Source organism: Bradyrhizobium sp. BLXBL-03, from assembly GCF_051853015.1.
In the GTDB taxonomy this organism is placed as follows: domain Bacteria; phylum Pseudomonadota; class Alphaproteobacteria; order Rhizobiales; family Xanthobacteraceae; genus Bradyrhizobium; species Bradyrhizobium manausense.
The window spans coordinates 1,707,943-1,729,672 of record NZ_CP182470.1 but is presented as its reverse complement, the minus strand read 5'-3'; the positions used below and the strand labels follow the sequence as shown (position 1 = coordinate 1,729,672).

General features: G+C 64.6%; 23 protein-coding genes, 1 pseudogene and 1 riboswitch. Of the genes and pseudogenes, 16 read left to right on the top strand and 8 right to left on the bottom strand.

The genetic code is table 11. The annotated features are described in order from the left end of the window. Window positions 1-57: 57 nt before the first annotated feature. A riboswitch (FMN riboswitch) is annotated at window positions 58-216 on the bottom strand. Between the two features lie 410 nt (window positions 217-626). Then, complete coding sequence (locus tag ACNJX9_RS08270) at window positions 627-1,127, top strand: YbjN domain-containing protein (RefSeq protein ID WP_057741605.1); 501 nt, start codon at window positions 627-629, stop codon at window positions 1,125-1,127. 216 nt (window positions 1,128-1,343) lie between these two features. After that, complete coding sequence (gene proC / locus ACNJX9_RS08265; protein ID WP_057741607.1) at window positions 1,344-2,168, top strand: pyrroline-5-carboxylate reductase; 825 nt, start codon at window positions 1,344-1,346, stop codon at window positions 2,166-2,168. 122 nt (window positions 2,169-2,290) lie between these two features. Here proC and ACNJX9_RS08260 read toward each other — a convergent pair whose 3' ends face one another. From ACNJX9_RS08260 to ACNJX9_RS08240, 5 genes are all read right to left on the bottom strand, one after another. Next, the gene (locus tag ACNJX9_RS08260) at window positions 2,291-3,622 is read right to left on the bottom strand and encodes an IS1182 family transposase (protein WP_439408413.1); all 1,332 of its coding nucleotides are present in this window, start codon (window positions 3,620-3,622) and stop codon (window positions 2,291-2,293) included. Between the two features lie 174 nt (window positions 3,623-3,796). Further along, the gene (locus ACNJX9_RS08255) at window positions 3,797-4,189 is read right to left on the bottom strand and encodes a thioesterase family protein (RefSeq protein WP_439408412.1); all 393 of its coding nucleotides are present in this window, start codon (window positions 4,187-4,189) and stop codon (window positions 3,797-3,799) included. A 112-nt stretch (window positions 4,190-4,301) separates the two neighbouring features. Further along, window positions 4,302-4,544 (bottom strand): tautomerase family protein, encoded by a 243-nt coding sequence (locus ACNJX9_RS08250; protein ID WP_083513895.1) that lies wholly within the window; start codon window positions 4,542-4,544, stop codon window positions 4,302-4,304. 80 nt (window positions 4,545-4,624) lie between these two features. Further along, window positions 4,625-6,145: a histidine--tRNA ligase gene (gene hisS / locus ACNJX9_RS08245; protein ID WP_439408411.1), complete on the bottom strand. Its 1,521-nt coding sequence runs from the start codon at window positions 6,143-6,145 to the stop codon at window positions 4,625-4,627. Window positions 6,146-6,303: 158 nt separating this feature from the next. Further along, on the bottom strand, window positions 6,304-7,386 hold the full coding sequence (locus ACNJX9_RS08240) for a branched-chain amino acid aminotransferase (RefSeq protein ID WP_439408410.1): 1,083 nt from the start codon (window positions 7,384-7,386) through the stop codon (window positions 6,304-6,306). A gap of 340 nt (window positions 7,387-7,726) precedes the next feature. On the opposite strand from ACNJX9_RS08240, the gene ACNJX9_RS08235 reads away from it, so the two are divergent. The 3 genes from ACNJX9_RS08235 to ACNJX9_RS08225 are packed head-to-tail and all read left to right on the top strand — an operon-like array spanning window position 7,727 to window position 10,401. Further along, window positions 7,727-8,266 (top strand): MarR family winged helix-turn-helix transcriptional regulator, encoded by a 540-nt coding sequence (locus ACNJX9_RS08235; RefSeq protein ID WP_057741615.1) that lies wholly within the window; start codon window positions 7,727-7,729, stop codon window positions 8,264-8,266. Next, entirely contained in the window at window positions 8,263-8,994 is a 732-nt protein-coding gene (locus ACNJX9_RS08230) for a response regulator (RefSeq protein ID WP_220006464.1), read from the top strand. The genes ACNJX9_RS08235 and ACNJX9_RS08230 overlap by 4 nt, the downstream gene beginning before the upstream one ends. Window positions 8,995-9,012: 18 nt before the next feature. After that, on the top strand, window positions 9,013-10,401 hold the full coding sequence (locus ACNJX9_RS08225) for an ATP-binding protein (RefSeq protein WP_439408409.1): 1,389 nt from the start codon (window positions 9,013-9,015) through the stop codon (window positions 10,399-10,401). A 97-nt stretch (window positions 10,402-10,498) separates the two neighbouring features. On the opposite strand, the gene ACNJX9_RS08220 is transcribed toward ACNJX9_RS08225, so the two are convergent. Continuing rightward, complete coding sequence (locus ACNJX9_RS08220; protein ID WP_439408408.1) at window positions 10,499-11,029, bottom strand: DUF3617 domain-containing protein; 531 nt, start codon at window positions 11,027-11,029, stop codon at window positions 10,499-10,501. 51 nt (window positions 11,030-11,080) lie between these two features. After that, window positions 11,081-11,386, bottom strand: coding sequence for a hypothetical protein (locus ACNJX9_RS08215; RefSeq protein WP_057741623.1), 306 nt, complete (start codon window positions 11,384-11,386; stop codon window positions 11,081-11,083). A 182-nt stretch (window positions 11,387-11,568) separates the two neighbouring features. On the opposite strand from ACNJX9_RS08215, the gene ACNJX9_RS08210 reads away from it, so the two are divergent. The 4 genes from ACNJX9_RS08210 to ACNJX9_RS08195 all read left to right on the top strand — a co-directional run bounded on the left by ACNJX9_RS08210 (window position 11,569) and on the right by ACNJX9_RS08195 (window position 14,385). After that, the gene (locus tag ACNJX9_RS08210; RefSeq protein WP_439408407.1) at window positions 11,569-12,030 is read left to right on the top strand and encodes a hypothetical protein; all 462 of its coding nucleotides are present in this window, start codon (window positions 11,569-11,571) and stop codon (window positions 12,028-12,030) included. A gap of 162 nt (window positions 12,031-12,192) precedes the next feature. Further along, window positions 12,193-12,894, top strand: a complete 702-nt coding sequence (locus ACNJX9_RS08205; protein ID WP_057741630.1) for a ribonuclease T2 family protein — start codon at window positions 12,193-12,195, stop codon at window positions 12,892-12,894. A gap of 161 nt (window positions 12,895-13,055) precedes the next feature. Beyond that, complete coding sequence (locus ACNJX9_RS08200; protein ID WP_439408406.1) at window positions 13,056-13,916, top strand: 23S rRNA (adenine(2030)-N(6))-methyltransferase RlmJ; 861 nt, start codon at window positions 13,056-13,058, stop codon at window positions 13,914-13,916. A gap of 253 nt (window positions 13,917-14,169) precedes the next feature. Then, window positions 14,170-14,385, top strand: coding sequence for a cold-shock protein (locus ACNJX9_RS08195; protein WP_027534220.1), 216 nt, complete (start codon window positions 14,170-14,172; stop codon window positions 14,383-14,385). An 86-nt stretch (window positions 14,386-14,471) separates the two neighbouring features. Here ACNJX9_RS08195 and ACNJX9_RS08190 read toward each other — a convergent pair whose 3' ends face one another. After that, complete coding sequence (locus ACNJX9_RS08190) at window positions 14,472-15,095, bottom strand: outer membrane protein (RefSeq protein ID WP_439408405.1); 624 nt, start codon at window positions 15,093-15,095, stop codon at window positions 14,472-14,474. Between the two features lie 244 nt (window positions 15,096-15,339). On the opposite strand from ACNJX9_RS08190, the gene uvrC reads away from it, so the two are divergent. The 7 genes and pseudogenes from uvrC to ACNJX9_RS08155 all read left to right on the top strand — a co-directional run bounded on the left by uvrC (window position 15,340) and on the right by ACNJX9_RS08155 (window position 21,624). Further along, on the top strand, window positions 15,340-17,424 hold the full coding sequence (gene uvrC / locus ACNJX9_RS08185; RefSeq protein WP_439408404.1) for an excinuclease ABC subunit UvrC: 2,085 nt from the start codon (window positions 15,340-15,342) through the stop codon (window positions 17,422-17,424). Window positions 17,425-17,517: 93 nt separating this feature from the next. Then, window positions 17,518-18,134 (top strand): annotated as a pseudogene (gene pgsA, locus ACNJX9_RS08180) (CDP-diacylglycerol--glycerol-3-phosphate 3-phosphatidyltransferase). Continuing rightward, complete coding sequence (gene moaD / locus ACNJX9_RS08175; RefSeq protein ID WP_057741647.1) at window positions 18,131-18,382, top strand: molybdopterin converting factor subunit 1; 252 nt, start codon at window positions 18,131-18,133, stop codon at window positions 18,380-18,382. The pseudogene pgsA and the gene moaD overlap by 4 nt, the downstream one beginning before the upstream one ends. 3 nt (window positions 18,383-18,385) lie before the next feature. Then, window positions 18,386-18,868, top strand: a complete 483-nt coding sequence (locus ACNJX9_RS08170; RefSeq protein ID WP_439408403.1) for a molybdenum cofactor biosynthesis protein MoaE — start codon at window positions 18,386-18,388, stop codon at window positions 18,866-18,868. After that, on the top strand, window positions 18,868-19,827 hold the full coding sequence (gene prmB, locus ACNJX9_RS08165) for a 50S ribosomal protein L3 N(5)-glutamine methyltransferase (RefSeq protein ID WP_439408402.1): 960 nt from the start codon (window positions 18,868-18,870) through the stop codon (window positions 19,825-19,827). The genes ACNJX9_RS08170 and prmB overlap by 1 nt, the downstream gene beginning before the upstream one ends. Before the next feature lie 79 nt (window positions 19,828-19,906). Beyond that, entirely contained in the window at window positions 19,907-20,494 is a 588-nt protein-coding gene (locus tag ACNJX9_RS08160; RefSeq protein WP_439408401.1) for a phage holin family protein, read from the top strand. Beyond that, on the top strand, window positions 20,494-21,624 hold the full coding sequence (locus tag ACNJX9_RS08155; protein ID WP_057741980.1) for a YihY/virulence factor BrkB family protein: 1,131 nt from the start codon (window positions 20,494-20,496) through the stop codon (window positions 21,622-21,624). Before ACNJX9_RS08160 ends, ACNJX9_RS08155 begins: the two co-directional genes overlap by 1 nt. Window positions 21,625-21,730 lie beyond the last annotated feature (106 nt).

Sequence of the window (21,730 nt, the reverse complement as noted above, 5' to 3'; positions counted from 1 at the left end):
CCAGAATCAGGGCACACGGAACGACAAACAGCCGCATCTTGCGACGCGTCTGCCACCGACCGTTCTCTTTCATCCGGACTTTAACCGTCGGCTTCGGAGTTGCACCGAATCTGCTGACCCTTCCCTTCAGCAAAGACCTTGGGGAAGGCGCTCGCGGGCTTAGGCCTTTCGGCCCTTACCGCCGGTGGGGACTTTCACCCCGCCCTGAGAACATCGGCCGCCCGGGATTGAGCGACCTGGGCGGAAATATGCCGCCGGTCCGGGGCCGCAGGCAAGCCTGTTCCCTAGCCAAAAACCGCATGGTCCCATGCCGCCAGGGCGGTGCCCCCTCGCGCCGTGGAATTAACGGCAGGCGGTTTTCGGGAATCCGATTCCGGTTTGTTCTCAAGCGTTAACGATTATGGCCGAGATGAGCTGTGGACGAACGAGTCATGGCTTGTGGACGGACTCGCGACCCAGTTGCGCAGATTCCGCAAATCACATCAGTTGATCCGCGACAAGCCCGCGCTGATCCCGGGATCTCAACAGTGGCTCCCAGGGATCGCCTTCAGCGAAATTGAGGGAGCGCGCGCCGGACCAACCGCGTGCGTATCAAAGACAACAAGAAGGCAAGAGGTCGAGACGGCATGTCCCTGCTCGAAGGTACCATCGATTCCCGAAATCACCCGCTTGCGGTGGTCGAGGACATCGCTGCCAGCAACAACTGGCCGTTCGAACGCTCCGGCGAGGACGAGCTGACCATTGTCTCGAAGGGACAATGGACCGACTACCAGATCTCCTTCACCTGGATGGGTGAGATCGAGGCGCTGCATCTGGCCTGCGCATTCGACATGAAGATTCCGCTCGCGCGGCGCGGCGAGGTGCAGAAGCTCGTTGCCGCCGTCAACGAGCAATTGTGGATCGGCCATTTCGACCTCTGGACCAACACCGGCATGATCATGCACCGCCAGGCCCTGGTGCTGCCGGGCGGCCTCATCGCCTCGACCGCGCAATGCGAAGCCATGCTCGCCGGCGCCATCCACGCCTGCGAGCGTTACTTCCCGGCGTTCCAGTTCGTGGTGTGGGCCGGCAAGACCACCGCGCAGGCCATGGACGCGGCGATGTTCGATACGGTCGGCGAGGCGTAGGGCCGTGAGGGGGGCCGCAGCTCGCTCTCCACGTCATCCCGGGCAAGCGCGCCCAAAGCGTGCGCAGATCCGGGATCCATACCGCGTGATCTCGCTTGTGGCACGCGGCTTGTTGCTCAGCTCTCCATCCACTAGAACCAGTCGTGGTTATGGGTCCCGGCTCCCGTGCGCAATTGCGCACTAGGCCGGGACGACACCGAATTTGTGGTGACCACAGTGGCAAACAGCACTCTCCAAAACATCACCGGCACCATCCTGCTTGCCGGCGCCGGCAAGATGGGCGGCGCGATGCTGACCGGATGGCTGGCCGGCGGGCTCGATCCGCGCCGCGTCGCCGTGATCGATCCGCATCTCTCGCCTGACATCACCGCGCTCGCCGCCCAGGGCGTTGCGCTCAATCCTGATGCGAAGGCGACGGGCTTTGTCGAGACGATGGTCGTCGCGGTGAAGCCGCAGATGTTTCGCGAGGCCGGCGCCAAGCTGAAGGCGTTCGTCTCGGACAAGACCTCCGTGGTCTCGATCATGGCGGGAACCACGATTCTCTCGCTCGAGGAGGTCTGCGGCGGCGCTGTGGTGCGCGCGATGCCGAACACGCCGGCTGCGATCGGCCGCGGCATCACGGTCGCGGTTGCTGCGAAGAATGTCAGCGCGGGTCAGCGCGCCCTCGCCGATGCGCTGCTGCGTTCCACCGGCTCGGTCGAGTGGGTCGAGGATGAAGGCCTGATGGATGCGGTGACCGCCGTCTCAGGCTCAGGGCCCGCCTATGTGTTCCTGCTCGCTGAAGAGCTTGCGCGCGCCGGCGTCGATGCGGGATTGCCTGAAGCTCTGGCCACCAAGCTCGCGCGCGAGACGGTCGCCGGCTCCGGCGAGTTGCTGCACCAGTCGAATCTTCCCTCCGCGACGCTGCGTCAGAACGTCACCTCGCCCGGCGGCACCACGGCTGCGGCACTCAGCGTGCTGATGGGCGAGCCGGGCCTGCGAGACCTGATGATCCGCGCCATCGCGGCGGCGACGAAGCGATCGAAGGAGCTCGCGAAGTAAACAGGTGCCGTGGCTGCGTAGAGCCTGTGAGCCATTTCCGCGTTCGATATTAAAGAGTGGGTAGCGCCCGCGCTGATGTCGGGGGCCGTCGATGTCGAACCGCCGGGGGATGGCTGTGCTGTCTATGCTTTTGCCAGTTGGTGTCCTTGCAGGATGTTGTTGGTGAGGGCGTACCAGAGCACGACGGCACGGACCTTCTCGATGCCGCGCACGGTCAATTGCCTGAGGTCCCAGTTCCGCCACCGGGCATGGATGCATTCGCAGATCGTGCGGGCTTTGTACTGTGCCTTGCCGGCTTCGCTGGCCATGCGAGCCCGCCAGGCCGCGACGCCAGGACCGTCGCTGCTCCGAGGTAAAAAGGGATCGACACCGCTCCTGGAGTTGGGCGGAGGACAGTAGACCTCGACGCCTTCACCGTGCGCCCATTCGATGTCCTCGCCGCTGCAGAACCCGCCATCGGCGAGGTAGCGACGCGGCAAGCGCTTCAGCCGAGTGCGCGTTCGCTCCAGCATCGGCCGCATCAAGCCGCGATCTGATCCGTTGTTGTCGATGTCGACCGTGACCACGATCAGTTCGCCGGCCGCGCTGGCCACCTGCACATTGTAGGCGGGGCGGAAGCCGGCATCTGCCATCTTCATCACCCTTGCCTGCGGGTCGGTGGTGGAGGCCCGGGGCTCCTTCGGCTTTTTGCCATTGCCGCCTTTTTCGTCGAGTTGCTTGCGCTTCCGCTTGATCTCGTCCAAAGCCCTCTGCGCAGCCTGCACCCGCTCACTGCGTTCGCGTGCCGCGCGCTCTCTGGCCGCCCTGATACGCCGGTTGCTGGCTTCCGGATCCGCATCGACCTCGCGCTTGAGCTCTTCCACCACAGCCTTCGCTTGGGCCATCTGCCGGTCGAGCGTTGCCTCCCGCCGGAACGAGCCGGCCCCCGCATTCGCCCGTATCCGCAGCCCGTCCTGGGTCAGCTTCTCCAGATCAATCAGCCCTGCCTCATTCAGAGCCACCAGATGTTCGACCAGCAAACGGTCCAGCAGGTCCGCGCAGCCGACCCGGAAATCCGACAGTGTGTGATAGTTCAAAGACACGCCGCCGCAGAGCCAGCGGTAGACGTCGTGACTGTCGCAGAGCCGATCCAACGCCCGCGCGCTGCCAACGCCATCGCTCGTGGCGTACAGCCAAAGCGCCAGCAGCAGCCGGGGTGATGGCGCCGGATGGCCCGGCCTGTTTTCCCGTGCCTTAACCCGATCTTCCAGCTCGCTCAGCTCGAGCCCCTCGACATAAGCCCAGATCACCCGGGCCAGATGATCCTGCCCGATCAGGCTGTCGATATCGACCGCCCGCAATTCGACCTGATTGCGCACGGGCTCGCGCAGCCGAGGTGCACCCCGCGGCACCGCTTCGGTTCGTGGCGCCGACTGATCCGGCAATTCGCCAAAAAGTCCCTCGTCAGCCATCATCCTCTCCAGCAGATCAGTCTGCCTAGAGAATCACATTCGCCCGACACGCGGTACAAAAGATTCACAGTCTCGTAGGGTGGGTTAGGCGAAGCGCCCACGACCTGTATCCATCACGGAGAAAGGGTGGGCACGGCGCTTCGCGCCTTTGCCCACCCTACGGCATCGCGCCCTTGGCTAGGCGCCGAGCCGCTTGTTGAACAGCTCGACATTGACGAGCCCGCGCGCGTGGCGGCCTTCGCCGAGCTTGCGCGCGCCTTCGAATGCCTCGACCTCGAAGCGGATCACGCGGCGCTCCAGGGCGATCACTTTCGCAATGGTCCGCACCGTCGCGCCGACCAGCGCGGCGGCGAGATGGCGGATGTCGACCTCGGTGCCGACGGTCACCCAGCCCGGCTGAAGCGCCGAGCGTATCGCATCTCCCGAGGTCATCTCCATTTCCAGGATCATCATCGGGGTCGCGTAGACCATGGGCATGCCCGGCACGAAATGCCCGACTGTGCGCTCGGCCGGCACGACCAGCGTGCGCTCGGCGCTCATGCCGATCTTGATGAAATCGCGTGCGTCCATGGGGCCTGCTCGTCATTCCGGGGCGCGCGAAGCGCGAACCCGGAAGCCAGAGATTGTCGATCGATATTCCGGGTTCAGCCCTGACGGGCTGCCCCGGAATGACGCTAACGCGTCACTTCTTCGCCGCCGCCGCGCGCTCAACAAACGTCTTGCCACCCTTCATCTTGTGGCGGAGCGGGGCCTCGTTGATCTGGATGACGACGGCCTCGGCATCGACGCCGAGATTCTTCACCAGCGCCTGGGTGATGTCGCGCATCATGCCGGCCTTCTGCTCGTCGGTGCGGCCTTCGGCCATGCTGACGGTGATCTCAGGCATTGTTGTCTCCCTGCTGCTTCGATATTGCCGTTTCGTCATTGCCGGGCTTGACCCGGCAATCCATCATTTTGAAGATGGATGCGCGGGTCAAGCCCGCGCATGACGAATAGGGCGAATGGCTAGCCCCAGCTCACGTCATGGCGCGCGAGGACCTCGCGCACTTTTGCAACGAGATCGGCCTCGCTGCACGAGAACTGCGCCGGCCGCGTCTCGCGCCATTCCTGGTTGGATGCGATGGCGGCGGCCGCTTTCGCACCTTCAATCAGATCCTTGATCTGGAGCTCGCCGCGTGCCTTTTCATCCGAGCCCTGGATGATCACGCAAGGAGAATTGCGGCGGTCGGCATATTTAAGCTGGTTGCCCATGTTCTTGGGATTGCCGAGATAGAGCTCGGCGCGGATGCCGGCGGTGCGAAGGCTCGCCACCATCTTCTGGTAGTCGGCGACGCGGTCGCGGTCGAACACGGTGACGACGACGGGGCCGACTTCCGGCCGCGTGTCGAGCTTGCCGAGCAGCGTCAGCGCGGCCTGCAAACGCGAAACGCCGATCGAGAAACCAGTCGCCGGCACCGGCTCGCCGCGGAAGCGGGAGACGAGACCGTCATAACGACCACCGCCGCCGACCGAGCCGAAGCGCACGGGGCGGCCCTTGTCGTCCTTGGTGTCGAGCAGTAGTTCGACCTCGTAGACGGGGCCCGTGTAATATTCGAGGCCGCGCACGACGGAGGGATCGATCTTGATGCGGTCGGCGCCATAACCCGACGCCGTCACCAGTTTTGCAATTTCTTCCAGTTCGCTCACGCCAGCCTGACCGACCGGGCTCTTGGCGAGGTAGGTCTCCGCGGCGGCGATCGCCTCTTTCCAGTCCTCGCGCGGCCTGGTGATGGCGAGAACGACGTCGGCCTCGGCTGCATTCAAATTAGCGCCCTTCGTGAAGTCGCCCTTGCCTTCCTCACCGCCATCCCACCGGCCGGGACCGAGCAGCTTGCGCACTTCGTCAGCGGAAAACTTGTCGAGCTTGTCGATCGCGCGCAGCACGGTCAGGCGGCGCGCCGCATTCTCCTCACCCGCAAGCCCGATCGCCTCGAGAACGCCGTCGAGCACCTTGCGGTTGTTGACCTTCACCACGTACTGACCGCGCGCAACGCCGAGCGCTTCCATCGTGTCCGCCGCCATCATGCAGATCTCGGCATCCGCCGCCGGCGTTGCCGAACCGACCGTGTCGGCATCGAACTGCATGAACTGGCGGAAGCGGCCGGGGCCGGGCTTCTCGTTGCGGAAGACATAGCCGACGCGGTAGCTGCGATAGGGCAGGACCAGACCGTCGGTGCCGTAGCGCTCGCCGACATAGCGGGCCAGCGGCGCGGTCAGATCGTAGCGCAGGCTGATCCACTGCTCGTCGTCGTCCTGGAACGAGAATACGCCCTCGTTCGGACGGTCCTGGTCGGGCAGGAACTTGCCGAGCGCGTCGGTATATTCCATCGCCGGCGTCTCCACCGGCTCGAAGCCGTAGAGCTCGTAGACGGCGCGGATCTTCTCGACCATCTCGCGCGTCGCCCGGATCGCGGCGGGATCGCGATCCTCAAGCCCGCGCGGCAGCCGCGCCTTCAGTTTCTGGGGTCTTTTGGGTTTTTCGGCCATGCGGGCGTTTACCAGCCGACGCGCAATGCGGCAACTGCCGCAGCCGTCATTCCGGGGCGCGTCGAAAGACGCGAACCCGGAATCTCGAGATTCCCGGTGCGCAATTGCGCACCTGAGGTTTGGTCCTACGGACCATCCCGGAATGACGATGCTGGTCCTCAAAACACCTTGCGGATCCAGTGGTGCGGATCGTTGGTGCGGCCGTACTGGATGTCGACGAGCTGTTTGCGCAGGCCCATGGCGACGGGACCTGCGGCGCCGCCCGAGATCTCGAAATCGCCGCTGACCGAGCGCACCTTGCCGATCGGCGAGATCACCGCCGCAGTGCCGCAGGCAAACGCTTCCTTCAGCCGGCCTGAGGCCGCATCCTTGCGCCACTGGTCCAGCGAGTACGGCTCCTCGCGCACGGTCTTTCCGGCATCGCGGGCGAGCGCGATGATAGAATCGCGGGTGATGCCGGGCAGGATGGTGCCGAGCGGCGGCGTCGAGAGCGAGCCGTCGTCGAACACGAAGAACACGTTCATGCCGCCGAGCTCCTCGATGTAGCGGCGCTCGACCGCATCCAGGAACACGACCTGATCGCAGCCGTGCTGGATCGCCTCGGCCTGCGCGCGCAGGCTCGCCGCATAATTGCCGCCGCATTTGACCGCGCCGGTGCCGCCGACCGCGGCGCGCGTGTAGTTCTCCGAAACCCAGATCGAAACAGGCGCTGGGCCGCCCTTGAAATAGGAGCCGACGGGCGAGGCGATCACCGCAAAGATATATTCGGACGACGGCTTGACGCCGAGGAAGGTCTCGCTCGCGATCATGAACGGCCGCAGATAAAGGCTGCCCTCGCCGCCCGGCATCCAGGCGCGATCGATGCGCACCACCTGCTCGACCGCCTCGATGAAGACATCCTCCGGCAATTGCGCCATCGCCATGCGATCGGCGGAATCCTTGAAGCGGCGCGCATTGGCGTCGGGGCGGAACAGGTTCACGCCGCCGTCGTCGCGCTTATAGGCCTTGAGGCCTTCGAAAATTTCCTGGGCGTAGTGCAGCACCGCGCCGGCCGGATCGATCTGGAAGTTGGCGCGCGCCTCGATCTTCGCCTCGTACCAGCCGCCCTTGGCCTGGTTGTAGCGGACCACCGCCATGTGATCGGTGAAGACGCGTCCGAAGCCGGGGTCGACCAGCTTGGCGACCCGGTCCTTCTCGGGCGTCGGATTGGATGCGGGCTGGATGTCGAATTTCATGCTCATGTCCTTGCCTCCCGCTGCCGGTGGCGGCGCTGTTCTGGCGCCGGCCGCCCCTGTTTGGGCCCGGCTGGCTTGATGTGGTTTCTGGCCGAACCACCGCCAGCCTTGTTACGGCCGGTTTCCGTGGCCAGCATGTCCTCGGCAGGACATGCTTTTGCGGAAGGCGGAAGTCCAGTATGTTTTGCCGAAATGCCGCTCGACAATCGCACGGTAGATCCGATCCGGCCGTCGCCACCTGTCCGGCTAACTCCGGCCACCTGTCAGGAATGCCGCCCGATGCGAAACGATCTAAAATTTCGTGCGGGCTGATCGTTTTGTAACATTGAACCCAAGATACGTCAATATGCCTGACATAAATTTCGCAACTCCCTCTCAAGACGCTGCCGCGCCGCGGCCGGCAGCAGGCGATGGAGGCAATTTGCGCTGGGATATCATAGAGCTGCTGTTCTTCGCCTATCGCGACTTCGTCGGCGACCCCGACCAGGAGCTGGAGGCGTTCGGCTTCGGCCGGGCCCATCATCGGGTCATGCACTTTGTCTACCGCTACCCGGGCCTGAAGGTCGCCGACCTGCTCGACGTCCTGCGCATCACAAAACAATCGCTCGGCCGGGTGCTCAAGCAGCTGCTGGACGAGGGCTACATCGTGCAGAAGACCGGCGACAACGACCGGCGCCAGCGCCTGCTCTATGCGACGCCGAAGGGCGAGGCGCTGGTGCAGAAGCTCGCCGGCCTCCAGACCACGCGGATCACCAGGGCGCTCGCCGAGATGGCGCCTGCTGATGCCGAGACGGTCAAGCGGTTCCTGCGCGCGATGATCGACCGCGACGATCCGGACAAGGTGCTGGAGACGATCTTCGCCACCAATCAAGACTCAAAGGAGTGACCGTGCCGCTCGCTGCCACGCTCGCCCGCCCGCCGGCGCAACCGGCCGACGACGCCCCGCATCTGCTGCTGGTCGACGACGACCGCCGCATCCGCGATCTGCTCTCGCGCTTCCTCGCGGCCGAAGGTTATCGCGTCACCACCGCCGCCAGCGCGGGCGATGCCCGCGCCAAACTGCTCGGGCTGCATTTCGACCTCCTGATCCTCGACGTGATGATGCCCGGCGAGACCGGCTTCGATCTCGCCCGCTTCATCCGCACGTCGTCCTCGGTGCCGATCGTGATGCTGACCGCGCGGCACGAGGCCGAGGCCCGCATCGAGGGCCTGCAGATCGGCGCCGACGATTATGTCGCAAAGCCGTTCGAGCCGCGCGAGCTGGCGCTGCGCATCAACAACATCCTCAAGCGCGCCGCGCCGCCGGTCCAGGTCGCGGCGGTGGAGAAGATCGCCTTCGGCCCGTACGTCTATCACCTCGATCGCGGCGAGTTGCGCCAGGGCGAGGAGGTCATTCATCTCACCGACCGCGAGCGCGAGATGCTGCGCATTCTCTCGGAGACGCCGGGCGAGACCGTGCCGCGCAGCGCGCTCACGGGCAATGGCAGCGTCAACGAGCGCGCCGTCGACGTGCAGATCAACCGCCTCAGGCGCAAGATCGAGACCGATCCCGCCAATCCGTTGTTCCTGCAAGCGGTGCGCGGCATCGGCTACCGGCTGGTCGCCTCGCCATAGTCAAGTGAAGCGCGCCAGATGAGCACGATCGACACCGGCCTGACGCTGCTGAAAAGCGCCGCGGGGCGCGTCTCCGCCGCCAATGGCTGGATGGGCAATGCGTTCAAGGGCTGGATGCCGACCGGCCTCTATGCGCGCGCATTGCTGATCATGATCGTGCCCATGGTGATCCTGCAATCGGTCGTCGCCTTCGTGTTCATGGAACGGCACTGGAACACGGTGACGCGCCGCCTCTCGGCAGCCGTGGTGCAGGACATCGCCGCGCTGATCGACGTCTACAAGGGCTATCCGCAAGACAAGGATCGCGACCAGATCCGCCGCATCGCGCAGCAGCGTCTCGGCCTTGTGGTGGACTTCCTCCCCGCAGGCGACATGCCGCCGCCGGGACCAAAGCCGTTCTTCTCGCTGCTCGACCAGACGCTGTCGGTGCAGCTCGGCCGACAGATCGGACGCTCGTTCTGGATCGACACGGTCGGCCGTTCCAACCTCGTTGAGATCCGCATCCAGCTCGACGATGCCGTGATGCGCGTGTTCGCGCAGCGTAGCGCCGCGTACGCCTCGAACTCGGAGATCTTCCTGTTCTGGATGGTCGGCACGTCCTCGATCCTGCTGATCGTGTCGGTGCTGTTCCTGCGCAACCAGATCAAGCCGATCCTGCGGCTGGCGGACGCCGCGGAGAGCTTCGGCAAGGGCCGCGAGGCGCCGAACTTCAGGCCGCGCGGCGCGCGCGAGGTGCGGCGCGCGGCCGGCGCCTTCCTCGAGATGAAGTCGCGCATCGAACGCGCGATGGAGCAGCGCACCGCGATGCTTGCCGGCGTCAGCCACGACCTGCGCACCATCCTGACCCGCTTCAAGCTCGAGCTGGAGTTGATCGGCGACAGTCCGGAGCTCGAGGGCATGCGCAAGGACGTCGACGAAATGTCGATGATGCTGGAGGATTACCTCGCCTTCGCCCGCGGCGATTCCGGCGAGCAGTCGCAACCGACCGACATGGCGCAGGCGCTGGAAGAATTGCGCAGCGACGCCGAACGCCACGGTCACGCCGCGACCGTGACATTCACCGGGCTGCCCGTGGTGACGGTAAAGCCGGCCTCGTTCAAGCGCTGCCTCGCCAACCTGGTCACCAACGCCGCGCGCTACGGCAAGGCCATCGCCATCTCCGGCCAGCGCGACCACCGCTATCTGACCGTCACGGTCGACGACGACGGCCCAGGTATCCCCGCGCATCTGCGCGAAGAAGTGTTTAAGCCGTTCCTGCGGCTCGACAACGCCCGCAACCAGGACGAAGGCGGCACCGGCCTTGGCCTTGCGATCGCCCGCGACATCGCCCGTTCGCATGGCGGCGAGATCACGCTGGCCGACAGCCCGATGGGCGGGTTGAGGGCGAGCGTGAGGATACCCGTTTAGCTGCCGCAGCCCGGATGAACCGAAGCGCAATCCGGAATTCTTCTTGGCGGCGCCCCGGATTTCTCTGTGCTCGATCCGGGCTAGGATCTCACCGCCTTCACTTCGGCAGCAGCGCTTTCAGCTTGTCGACGTCGCGTATGTTCATCTTGAAGCCGCCGGGCATCACGATGTCTCCGGGCTTCTGGTCCGGCTTGCAGGCGCCGAGCCATTTCGCTTCCAGCGTCATGGAGGTGTCGCGCCCCGCGGTGCCGGCGGCGCCGCCTTGCGCATGGGACGAAGTCTTCACGGTGTAGGCCGAGTTGAAATCGCCTGATATCTCGGCATGCGAGGTCGTGTTGATGCCGGCGACGCTGCACTCGGAATCGCTGATATAGCCCGTTGCGGTTTTCTTGACGTCCTGCTTGGAGCAAATCTGCTTGGCCATCGGGGAAACGTTGTTGGCCATCTCCTTGTCGACGCTCTCGTCGGTGCAATGCTGCATGGTCATCTCCGGCATCGCCGAGCCTGACCTGGCCATCTTCATTTCCCAGAGGCCGGCCTTGCGCACCGGCAGATCGTCGGCCAAGGCGCTTCCTGCCGACACCAAAAGACAAGCGACTGATCCGAGCAAAGCAAGCTTGCGCGTCATAGGAGAGACTCCCGGCCGAGACGTCGTGGCTAGCGTTCGAAAGCGCCTTACTTAGTAGAGCGTGCGGAGCGGCCGGTCGGCAGCGCCATAGGGCACCCAGCGGCAGGAAAACGAGATGTAGCCGCCCTCATAGGCCTGCACTGCGAGGAATTTCGCCACCTTGCCATAGCGCGCGCAGTGATCGACCGCGACCTGACGCGCATCGACCTGCGTCGCCATCGAATAGGCGATGATGCCGCCGGTGTCGTTGCCCTTGAACGGCGGCACCGGCAGGATATCGGCGCGCGCCGACTGGCTCGCCATCATCCCCGAGACAACCAGGCTGGCAAGAAGGCCCGCAGCCGCAATGATTCGCATTCCCGTCACTCCGATTGGTTGGCCCCAGCTTACGGTGCGGGCGCGGCGGTGAAAAGAACGGAAGGCCTGCCGGATGCGACGTTGTGATCAACTCCTGGCCGAGTGTTGCCGCGCTGCACTTGACCTCTCCCGGCCTTCGCGGCACCGTCCAGCCTCCGCAAGACCAGCTGTCCGGATTGCCCATGCGCGCGCCCTCCCCGAAATCGTTCCGCTTTGCCGCCGTCCTCGGCCTCATGTTCGGAGCGCTGTCGCTCGGTCAGGCCAAGGCGGCCAATCCGCTCGAGCTGAACTTCTGGCTGAGCGGACCGCGCTACGACGGCCGCGTTGCCGAATGCGACAAGGCGCTGCCGACGATCTCGACCCAGTTCTGGGAGAAGGAAAGCTCGTTCTGGAATTCGCCGCTGCAGATCACGGGATTTTCGAACGTTCACGAGACCGCCTTCCGCCCCTGGGCGTCGGACAACATTCCGCGCCGCTACTGCACCGGCGAGGCCATGCTCACTGACGGCAAGATGCGCCGGGTGCACTTCTCGATCATCGAGGATGGCGGCTTTGCCGGTTACGGCCAGGGAGTCGAATGGTGCGTGGTCGGGCTCGACCGCAACTGGGCCTACAATCCGTCCTGCCGCGCCGCCAAGCCTTGAACTGAAGAGCCTTGAACTGAAGAGCCTTGAACTGAAGAGCCTTAAGCCGAGGCGCCTGATTCGGCCCGATCAAGCGACCTGCGCGGCTCGCTCGAAATTTGTTCTTGAAATGTTCTTGGTGGCTGCTAGGCTGATTGCACAGTCTAGTTGAGGGGCGTCGCCATGTTTTATTTTAGATTGAATTCGTTCTCCCGCCTCCTGATCTCGCTGACCCTTGCGGCGGGGCTGGTTTCGCTGGCGGGTGGCGCGAGAGCCCAGGACAAGCGACAGAACGCACCCGGCGAGTTCGACTTCTATGTGCTGTCACTGTCGTGGTCACCGTCCTTCTGCGAGGAAGCGGCAGAGCGCGGTCGCAGCGGCGGGCGTTCGAACATCCAGTGCGAGGGACGTCCCTATTCCTTTGTGGTGCACGGGCTGTGGCCGCAATATGAGAGCGGCTTTCCGGAATATTGCCAGCGGCCGTCACCGCGGCTGAACCGCAACATCGTCTCCTCGATGCTCGATCTGATGCCCGCGCCAGGCCTGATCTTCAACGAGTGGGACAAGCACGGCACCTGCTCCGGGCTCGACGGCCGCAACTATTTCGAGACGATCCGCAAGGCGCGCGCCGCGATCAAGATTCCGCCCGAGTATCTTGAGCTGTCGCAGGCCAAGACGGTGGCCCCCGGCGAGGTCGAAGAAGCCTTCATCAAGGCCAATCCGGGCCTGAGCAACGCAGCCGTCTCGGTCACCTGCAACCGGACCCGGCTCTCCGAGGTTCGCATCTGCCTCAGCAAGGACCTGCAATTCCGCGCCTGCGAGGAGCTCGAACGCCGCAGCTGCCGCCGGGACCAGGTGACAATGCCGCCGATCAGGGGTGGGTAGGATCAGTCTTCAGATCGTCATTCCGGGGCGCGCGAAGCGTGAGCCCGGAATCCATCTGGGCCGCATTGCCGGTGGCGAAATGGATTTCCGGGTTCGGTGCTGTCGCACCGCCCCGGAATGACAACAGTTACTTTCATCGCGCGATGTCGTAACTCTCCCCCATGAACTACCGCCACGCCTTTCACGCCGGCAACTTCGCCGATGTCATCAAGCACATCGTGCTGGTGCGTATTCTCACCTATTTGCAGGACAAGCCGGCCGCCTTCCGGGTCATCGACACCCATGCGGGTGCTGGCCTCTATGATCTCGACAGCGACGAGGCGCGCCGCAGCGGCGAGTGGCTGACGGGAATCGCTCGGCTGATGCAGGCGCGCCTGTCGAACGAGACAGTGGCCCTGACCAAGCCCTACATGGACATCGTTCGCGCCTTCAACCCGAAGGGCGAGCTCAAGGCCTATCCAGGCTCGCCCCTGATCGCCCGCGGCCTGATGCGGCCGCAGGACCGCCTCGTGGCCTGCGAGCTCGAGCCGAGAGCCCGCAAGGCGCTGATCGACGTGCTGCGGCGCGACGAACAGGCGCGCGTGGTCGATCTCGACGGCTGGATGGCGCTGCCGGCTTTCGTGCCGCCGAAGGAGCGGCGCGGGCTGGTGCTGATCGACCCGCCCTTCGAGGCGAAAGACGAGTTCGAAAGGCTGAGTGAAGCCTTCTCCACGGCCTTCGCGAAATGGCCGACCGGTATCTATGTGATCTGGTATCCCGCCAAGTCCAGGCGTGCCACCGATACGCTGGCGCAAGACGTGGCGCGCACCGCAGCTGCAGCAAAGACGCCTGGAAAATGTCTCCGCCTCGAATTCAGCGTCGCGCCGCAACTTGATGGCGCAGCCCTCACCTCGACAGGACTTCTGATTGTCAATCCGCCCTACACGCTGCAAGGCGAGCTCAGGACGATCCTGCCCGAGCTGGAAATGCCACTCGGCCAGGGCGGGGCTGCCAGATACCGGTTGGAGGTGCCGAGGCCGTAACACCCCGGCATTCATGGGAAAAATATGCAGTAGCGGTAGTCAATCTGCAGAGAACCGTATTATGCTGTTTCCGTGACTGGCTTTACGTTCCGCTTCCGCGAATGGTTGCGGCGGAGTGAAGGCCTAAGAAAGATCCCGGTCGGACCGATGGGTCCGCCCGAGGATGGCCAGCTCTCCCGGGCTTCGTAAGGCCCGGTCATGTCGCGACGCGCGTCTGCGTTGCGACGGAGGAGCAATGAGGGGGAGTTTCCCGATGGCCAATACGGGAACGGTCAAGTTCTTCAACGGCGAACGCGGCTACGGCTTCATCAAGCCGGACGACGGCGGTCGCGATGTCTTCGTTCACATCACCGCCGTGGAGCGGGCGGGACTGAAGGACCTTGCCGAAGGACAGCGTATCACGTTCGAAGTCGAGCCGGACAAGAAGGGGAAGGGGCCGAAAGCGGTCAATCTCGTGATCCTTTCGTAGCGACCCGACCTTAAAAAACCTGACGCAAAAAAGTCCCGGCCGCGAGCGGCCGGGAGGCTATTGTCCGGTATTTTCTTATTTGGCTGTCAGAAGTGATAGTTCACGCCTGCGCGCACAACGCTGGCGCTATAGCCATTTGACACGCCTGTAATTGCGAACAGGCTCGACGACAGATCGATGTAGAGATATTCGAGCTTCGCGCTCCAGTTCGGCGCAAGGCCGACTTCCGCACCGACGCCGGCGGTCCAGCCGGCCGTCGTGTGCGATTCCGTCCAGCCGAAAGTCTGCGCGCGCAGCTCACCGAAGGCGAGGCCGGCGGTGCCGTAGACCAGAACGTTGCTGAAGGCGTAGCCGGCGCGGCCGCGCAGGGTGCCGAACCAGGGATTGGAGAACTTCCACGGCGCGAAGGTGTCATCGGCACCTGCGGCCTGGATGTCGCCCTCGACGCCGAACACCCATGGACCGTTCTGGAAATTGTAGCCGGCCTGCACACCGCCGACGAAGCCGGAGGGCTTTGCGGGATTGTTGCTTACCGAGCCCCATTCGTAACCGAGATTGGCGCCGAGATACGGGCCGGCCCAGCTATAGGCATTGAGCGGCTGATTGACCGTATAGGGCGCTCGCTGCCCGTAATTGAGATCGGCGGCCCCTGCCGAAGCTGTCCAGCCGGCCGCAACCAACGCAGCCGCGCCCACAACGAGCCTCTTCATTCCACACTCCAACGCAACCGCCGTAACCGGACGCGATGCCCGCACCGCCGGGCCAGGCCAATGGTTACGGAACCACCACTATTTCGCGTAGGATTTATCGAGAGTTTTAAGTTAAAGGGCTGTTAAGACCCCTTACCGCGCTGTTAACAGACTTAAGGAAGCGTTACCGGGAACTGCGCGCCATCCTGTGCGCGCGGCATGGCCGGAACTTCAAATCGGTCCCCCCAGCGCCTAAATTCGCACAATGGTTCACGATTCCCCCGACAAGCCGGGCGAGGCACGCGCGCGCAAAACGCGGCAGGCCGCGACAGACGCCCCACCCCAAGACCCGGCGCAAGACACGGCGCAGGACACGGCGCCGCCGGACCTCGATCCCGCCACCAGCGGCGGCGACGACGAGGACGATGCGCGGCTGCCCGATATTCTGGAAGAGAGCGGCGCGATCGGCGACGAGCCGCTGGCCTCAGGTCACGAGGCGATCGAGCGCGCGGTCCGGCTCGCGCCGACCTCGCCCGGGGTCTATCGCATGCTCAGTGCGAACGCCGACGTGCTCTATGTCGGCAAGGCCAAGAACGTCAAAAAGCGCCTGTCGAGCTACGCGCGCCAGAGCGCGCCGCTGCCGGCGCGCATCCTGCGCATGATCGCGGCCACGGTGACCGTTGAGATCGTCTCGACCACGACCGAGACCGAGGCGCTGCTGCTGGAAGCCAATTTGATCAAGCAGCTGCGGCCGCGCTTCAACGTGCAGCTGCGCGACGACAAGTCGTTTCCCTATATCCTGATCACCGGCGACCATTGGGCGCCGCAGATCCTCAAGCATCGCGGCGCGCAGACCCGGCCCGGGCGGTATTTCGGCCCGTTCGCCTCCGCCGGCGCGGTCAACCGGACCATCACGGCCTTGCAGCGCGCGTTCCTGATCCGCTCCTGCACGGACTCCTTTTTCGAGAGCCGCACCAGGCCCTGCCTGCTGTACCAGATCCGCCGCTGCGCCGGCCCCTGCACCCGCGAGATCGACTTTGGCGGTTATGCGACGCTGGTGCGCGAAGCCACCGACTTCCTCTCCGGCAAGAGCCATGCGGTGAAGCAGGAGCTTGCCGCCGAGATGGAGAAAGCCGCCGGTGAGCTCGAGTTCGAGAGCGCAGCGCTCTATCGCGACCGCCTCGCCGCGCTGTCGGCGATCCAGTCGCAGCAGGGCATCAATCCGCGCACGGTGGAAGAAGCCGACGTGTTCGCCATCCACCAGGAAGGCGGCTTCTCCTGCGTCGAAGTGTTCTTCTTCCGCACCGGCCAGAACTGGGGTAACCGCGCTTATTTTCCGCGTGCCGAGAAGAGCTATACGCCTGAGGAGGTGCTCGGCTCCTTCCTCGCCCAGTTCTACGACGACAAGCCGCCGCCGAAGACCATCCTGCTCTCGCACGAGATCGAGGAGATGGAGCTTCTCGCCAATGCGCTGTCGATCAAGGCCGGCCACAAGGTCGAGGTGACAGCGCCCAAGCGCGGCGAGAAGAAGGAGCTCGTCACCCACGCGTTGACCAATGCGCGCGAGGCGCTCGGCCGCAAGCTCGCCGATACGGCAACCCAGAGCCGCCTGCTCGACGCCATGGCCACGACCCTGAACCTGCCGCATGCGCCCAAGCGCATCGAGGTTTACGACAACAGCCATATCCAGGGCACCAATGCGGTCGGCGCCATGATCGTCGCGGGCCCCGATGGCTTCGTGAAGAACCAGTACCGCAAGTTCAACATCAAATCGGAAGGGATCACGCCGGGCGACGACTTCGCCATGATGCGCGAGGTACTGGAGCGCCGCTTCAAGCGCCTGATCAATCCGCCTGAGGAAAGCGCGGCCAAAGCCGGGAACGACGACTTCCCGCAATGGCCCGACCTCGTGATCATCGACGGCGGCCGCGGCCAGCTCAATGCTGTCAGGGAAATCTTTGCCAATCTCGGCCTGACCCAGGTCTCGCTGATGTCGGTCGCCAAAGGGCCGGACCGGGATGCCGGCCGCGAGACCCTGTTCATGCCGGAGCGCGAGGCGATCAAGCTGGAGCCGCGCGATCCCGTGCTCTATTTCATCCAGCGCCTGCGGGACGAGGCCCACCGCTTCGTCATCGGCTCGCACCGCAAGCTGCGCAAGAAGGACATTCGCGAGGCCGGTTTGCAGGAGATTCCGGGCATCGGCCCGTCACGCAAACGTGCCTTGCTGCATCATTTCGGAACCCTGAAGGAGATCGAACGGGCCTCGATCGCCGATCTCGGCAAGGTTCCTGGGGTGAGCGCCGAGAGCGCCCGCAGGATATTCGACTATTTCCATCCCCAGCCGGGGTGAACTAAAGGGGCGGTAGTCATATGGTCGTCGCATCCTGTACCCCATCTGGGACGGACGGTTGACCTTCAGGCTTGAGCGGTATTGGTAGGACGGATGAACATCGCCACGACACGAGGGACGACCAGCCGCGCGATGTCCCTCCCGAACATCCTGACCTATGGCCGGATCGCCGCGATCCCGGTCGTGGTCGGATGCATCTATGCGCAGTCGATCATGGACTATCCGTTGTGGCTGCGCTGGGTCGCGGTCGCGATCTTCATCGGCGCGGCGGTCACGGATTATCTCGACGGCTATTATGCCCGCATCTGGAATCAGCATCGGCATTCGGCCGGATGCTCGACCCGATCGCCGACAAGCTGTTGGTCGCCTCGTGCCTCCTGATGCTGGCCGCCGACGGTATCATTCATGGCTGGTCGCTCTGGGCCGCCATCGTGATCCTGTGCCGCGAGATCCTGGTCTCGGGCCTGCGTGAGTATCTCGCGGCGCTCCGCGTCAGCGTGCCCGTGACCAAGCTCGCCAAGTGGAAGACGACTGTTCAGCTCGTCGCCATCGGCTTCCTGCTCGCAGGTCCCGCCGGTGACGAGGTCGTCCCCGTGGTCTCGCTGATCGGCCTCGGCCTGCTGTGGGCATCGGCGATCCTGACCATGTACACCGGCTACGATTATTTCCGCGCCGGCATCCACCACCTCATCAAGGAGGATGAGGGATGAAGCTGAAGTATTTCGCCTGGGTGCGCGAGCGCGTCGGCAAGGCCGAGGAGACGATCGACCCGCCCGCGACCGTACGCACCGTCGAGGAGCTGATCGCCTGGCTGTCCGCTCAAAGCGAAGCCTACGCCTATGCCTTCGAGAAGCCGAAGGTGATCCGCACCGCGATCGACCACGCCCATGTCAAGGCGGACGCCGCCATCGCCGGTGCCCGCGAGATCGCGTTTTTTCCGCCAATGACCGGCGGCTAGGCCATGAGCTCCGCTGCCACCACCTGCCCCGTCGCCATCCGCATCCAGCAGGACGATTTCGACATTGCGCGCGAGATCGCGGTCCTGACCAAGAGCCGCACCGACATCGGCGCGGTCGTCAGCTTCTCGGGCATCTGCCGCGCCGACGAGGACAGGTCCAAGATCGCGGCGCTGACGCTCGAACATTACCCCGGCATGGCGGAAGCAGAGATCAAGCGCCATGTCGACGAGGCCATCTCGCGCTGGCCGCTGAATGGCGTCACGGTCATTCATCGTGTCGGGCGGTTCGAGCCCGGCCAGAACATCGTGCTGGTGCTGACCGCCTCGCAACACCGAAGGGCGGCGTTCGAAGCCGCCGAGTTCCTGATGGATTATCTCAAGACCAGCGCCCCGTTCTGGAAGAAGGAAGAGAGCGCCACCGGCACCGGCTGGGTCGAGGCCCATGCCCGTGACAAGGAGGCCGCTGCACGCTGGACCAAATCCTGATGGCGAGAGTTGCGAAAAAGACCGCGCGCGGCGGCGCCGCGCCGAAACTTGCGAAAGTGGGACCCGGCGAGCTTCTCACTCTGCTCGACTTCGTCCGCTATGCGGTGAGCCGCTTTGTCGAAGCCAAGCTCGCTTTTGCCCATGGCACGACCGATCCGGTCGCCGAAGCCGCCTTCCTGGTCTGCGAAGCCCTGCATCTTCATCCCGACCAGTTCGAGAGCTTTGCCCACGCGCGCGTCACCGCGGCGGAAGGCAAGACCCTGCTCGATCTCATCCACCGGCGCGTCACGACGCGCAAACCGGCCGCCTATCTCGTCAACAAGATCTACATGCGCGGCCTGCCCTTCTATGTCGACGAGCGCGTCATCGTTCCGCGCTCCTTCATCGGCGAGCTCTTGGATTCGCATTTCGGCGGCGACGGCGAGGTGGGATCGCTGATCGACGATCCCGCCGCCGTCGAGCGCGTGCTCGATCTCTGCACCGGCTCGGGATGCCTTGCGATCCTCGCTGCGTATCATTTCCCTGATGCCACGGTCGACGCAGTCGACATCTCCAAGGGCGCGCTTGAAGTCGCCGCACGCAATGTCGGCGAGCATGGCCTCGACGAGCGGATCACGCTCCACCGCGGCGATCTGTTCGCGCCGCTCGGGGATAACAAATACGACCTGATCATTACCAACCCGCCCTACGTCGATGCCGAAGGCATGGCGGCATTGCCGCCGGAATGCCGGGCCGAGCCCAAGCTCGCCTTCGACGGCGGCGCCGACGGTCTTGATGTGGTCCGCCGCATCCTGCGCGATGCGCCCGATCATTTGACGGGCGATGGCGGCTTGATCTGCGAGATCGGCCGCGGCCGCGAGCTGGTCGACGAGGCCTTTCCGGAACTGCCCCTGCTCTGGCTCGACACCGAGGATTCCGAGGGCGAGGTGTTCTGGATCGCGGCCGCCGATCTCGGCTGATCGAACGCGCGCAACGGAACAAGTCAAATTCCGCCACGTTCACTCCCCGACGAACTTCTCGCTCTCGGAGGGTGTCCGCATGCTCGCGCCATCGGGCGAATTGCTACGCGCCGGCATGGCGCTGAAACTCAACCATCTCAAGCGCGCCGCGCGGTCCTACCTGCGTGATCGCGCCAGCCAGACCACCGGACGGGTGACGTCCTATGCGGTTGCGGCGGCATTGTTCGCGGTGGCCGGTCTATTCGTGATCGCGGCCTTCTTCGTCGGCCTGGTCGCGCTGTATCGCTGGGTCGCCATCAGCTACGGGCAATTCTGGGGCTTTGGTGCCGTCGCAGCGGTGCTGCTGGTACTGGCAGCAATCTGCGCCGGGGTGGCGATGGCGCAAATGAACCGCCGGACCAAGCCGATCGTGCCGCTCGCCAGCCGGATGCGCGTGGCGATTGCGACGCCACGGATCCCCCGCGGAACGGTCAAGCAGGCGGTGAAGGAGGTGGCGACGACGATTCCGTTGGCGCCGCTCGCACCGGGCGAACGCGGCCATGAGAGCAATGGTTCTTCGGCTCGCACCGTCAGGCCGGTGCAGCTAGGCTTGATGCTTGCGGCTCTCACTTTGGTCGGCTTCACCGCGGCGCGCCGGCGGCGCCCCGCCCGCAGCCAGGACGCATGATGCCGGCGCGGCAGACCGAGCAGCTCGACAGCTGGCTGCTGGTGGCCGCCACAGCCGTGTTCGTGCTGACCGCAGAGCGCTATTTTCAGGAGTCCGGGTTCATCCGGCCGGGACCATCAGAAGATCGTCGCAGCAACGAGGCGAATTCACCGGAAACGAACCCGGCAAGCGCCGCCATGCAGCCCGGCCATGGCCGCCGCTCGACCAGCCCGTTCAAAATCCCCTGGGCTGGCTGGAAGGATATTTTCTGGCGCACCTATCAGCGCATCGACGACGATCGTCTGCTGGCGACAGCCGGCGGCGTGGTGTTCTTCGGACTGCTCGCGATCTTTCCCGCGGTGACCGCGCTGGTCTCCTCCTACGGACTGTTCGCCGATCCCTCGACCATCAGCGGCAATCTCCAGACGCTGGCGACGATGCTGCCGGAGGGCTCGTTCCAGATCGTCGCGGACCAGGTCGCGCGCGTGGTCTCCAAGGGCAATACGGCGCTCGGCGCCACCTTCCTGTTCGGCCTCGTGCTGGCGATATGGAGCGCCAATGCCGGGGTCAAATCCATCTTCGACGCCCTCAATGTCGCCTATGAGGAACGCGAGAAGCGCAGCTTCATCAAACTTAATCTGGTGTCGCTGGCCTTCACGGTCGGCGGCATCGTGGCGCTCCTGCTGATGGTGGCCGCTGTCGTCGCCTTCCCGCTCGCGCTCGATCATCTCGGCCTTGCACCGGAGAGCAAGCTGATCGTGGCGCTGGCGCGATGGCCGCTGCTGTTTCTCATCCTGCTGGTGGCGCTCGCCATCCTCTACCGCTTCGCGCCGAGCCGCGACGCGCCGCGCTGGGAGTGGCTGAGCATCGGCGCGCTCACGGCCGCCCTGCTCTGGATCGCAGGCTCCGCGCTGCTGTCCTGGTATCTGTCGGCCTTCGCCAATTACAACGCGACATACGGTTCGCTTGGAGCTGCGATCGGCCTGATGATGTGGATGTGGATGTCGGCAATCGTCGTCATGTTCGGTGCCGAGCTGAACTCGGAGATCGAACGACAAACCCTGCGGGATACGACGACCGGGCCGCCCAAGCCGCTCGGCAGCCGCGAGGCGGTCTCGGCCGACACAGTCGGCGCCGCCGCGCAGTCCTGACCAACTCCCGCACGCCTGCGCAGTGCTATCCCCTCGAATCAACAATGATGTTAAGGTCATGCACGCTTGGGGGAGCATGAGGCGCGACGGCTGCGAATGGCAGCCC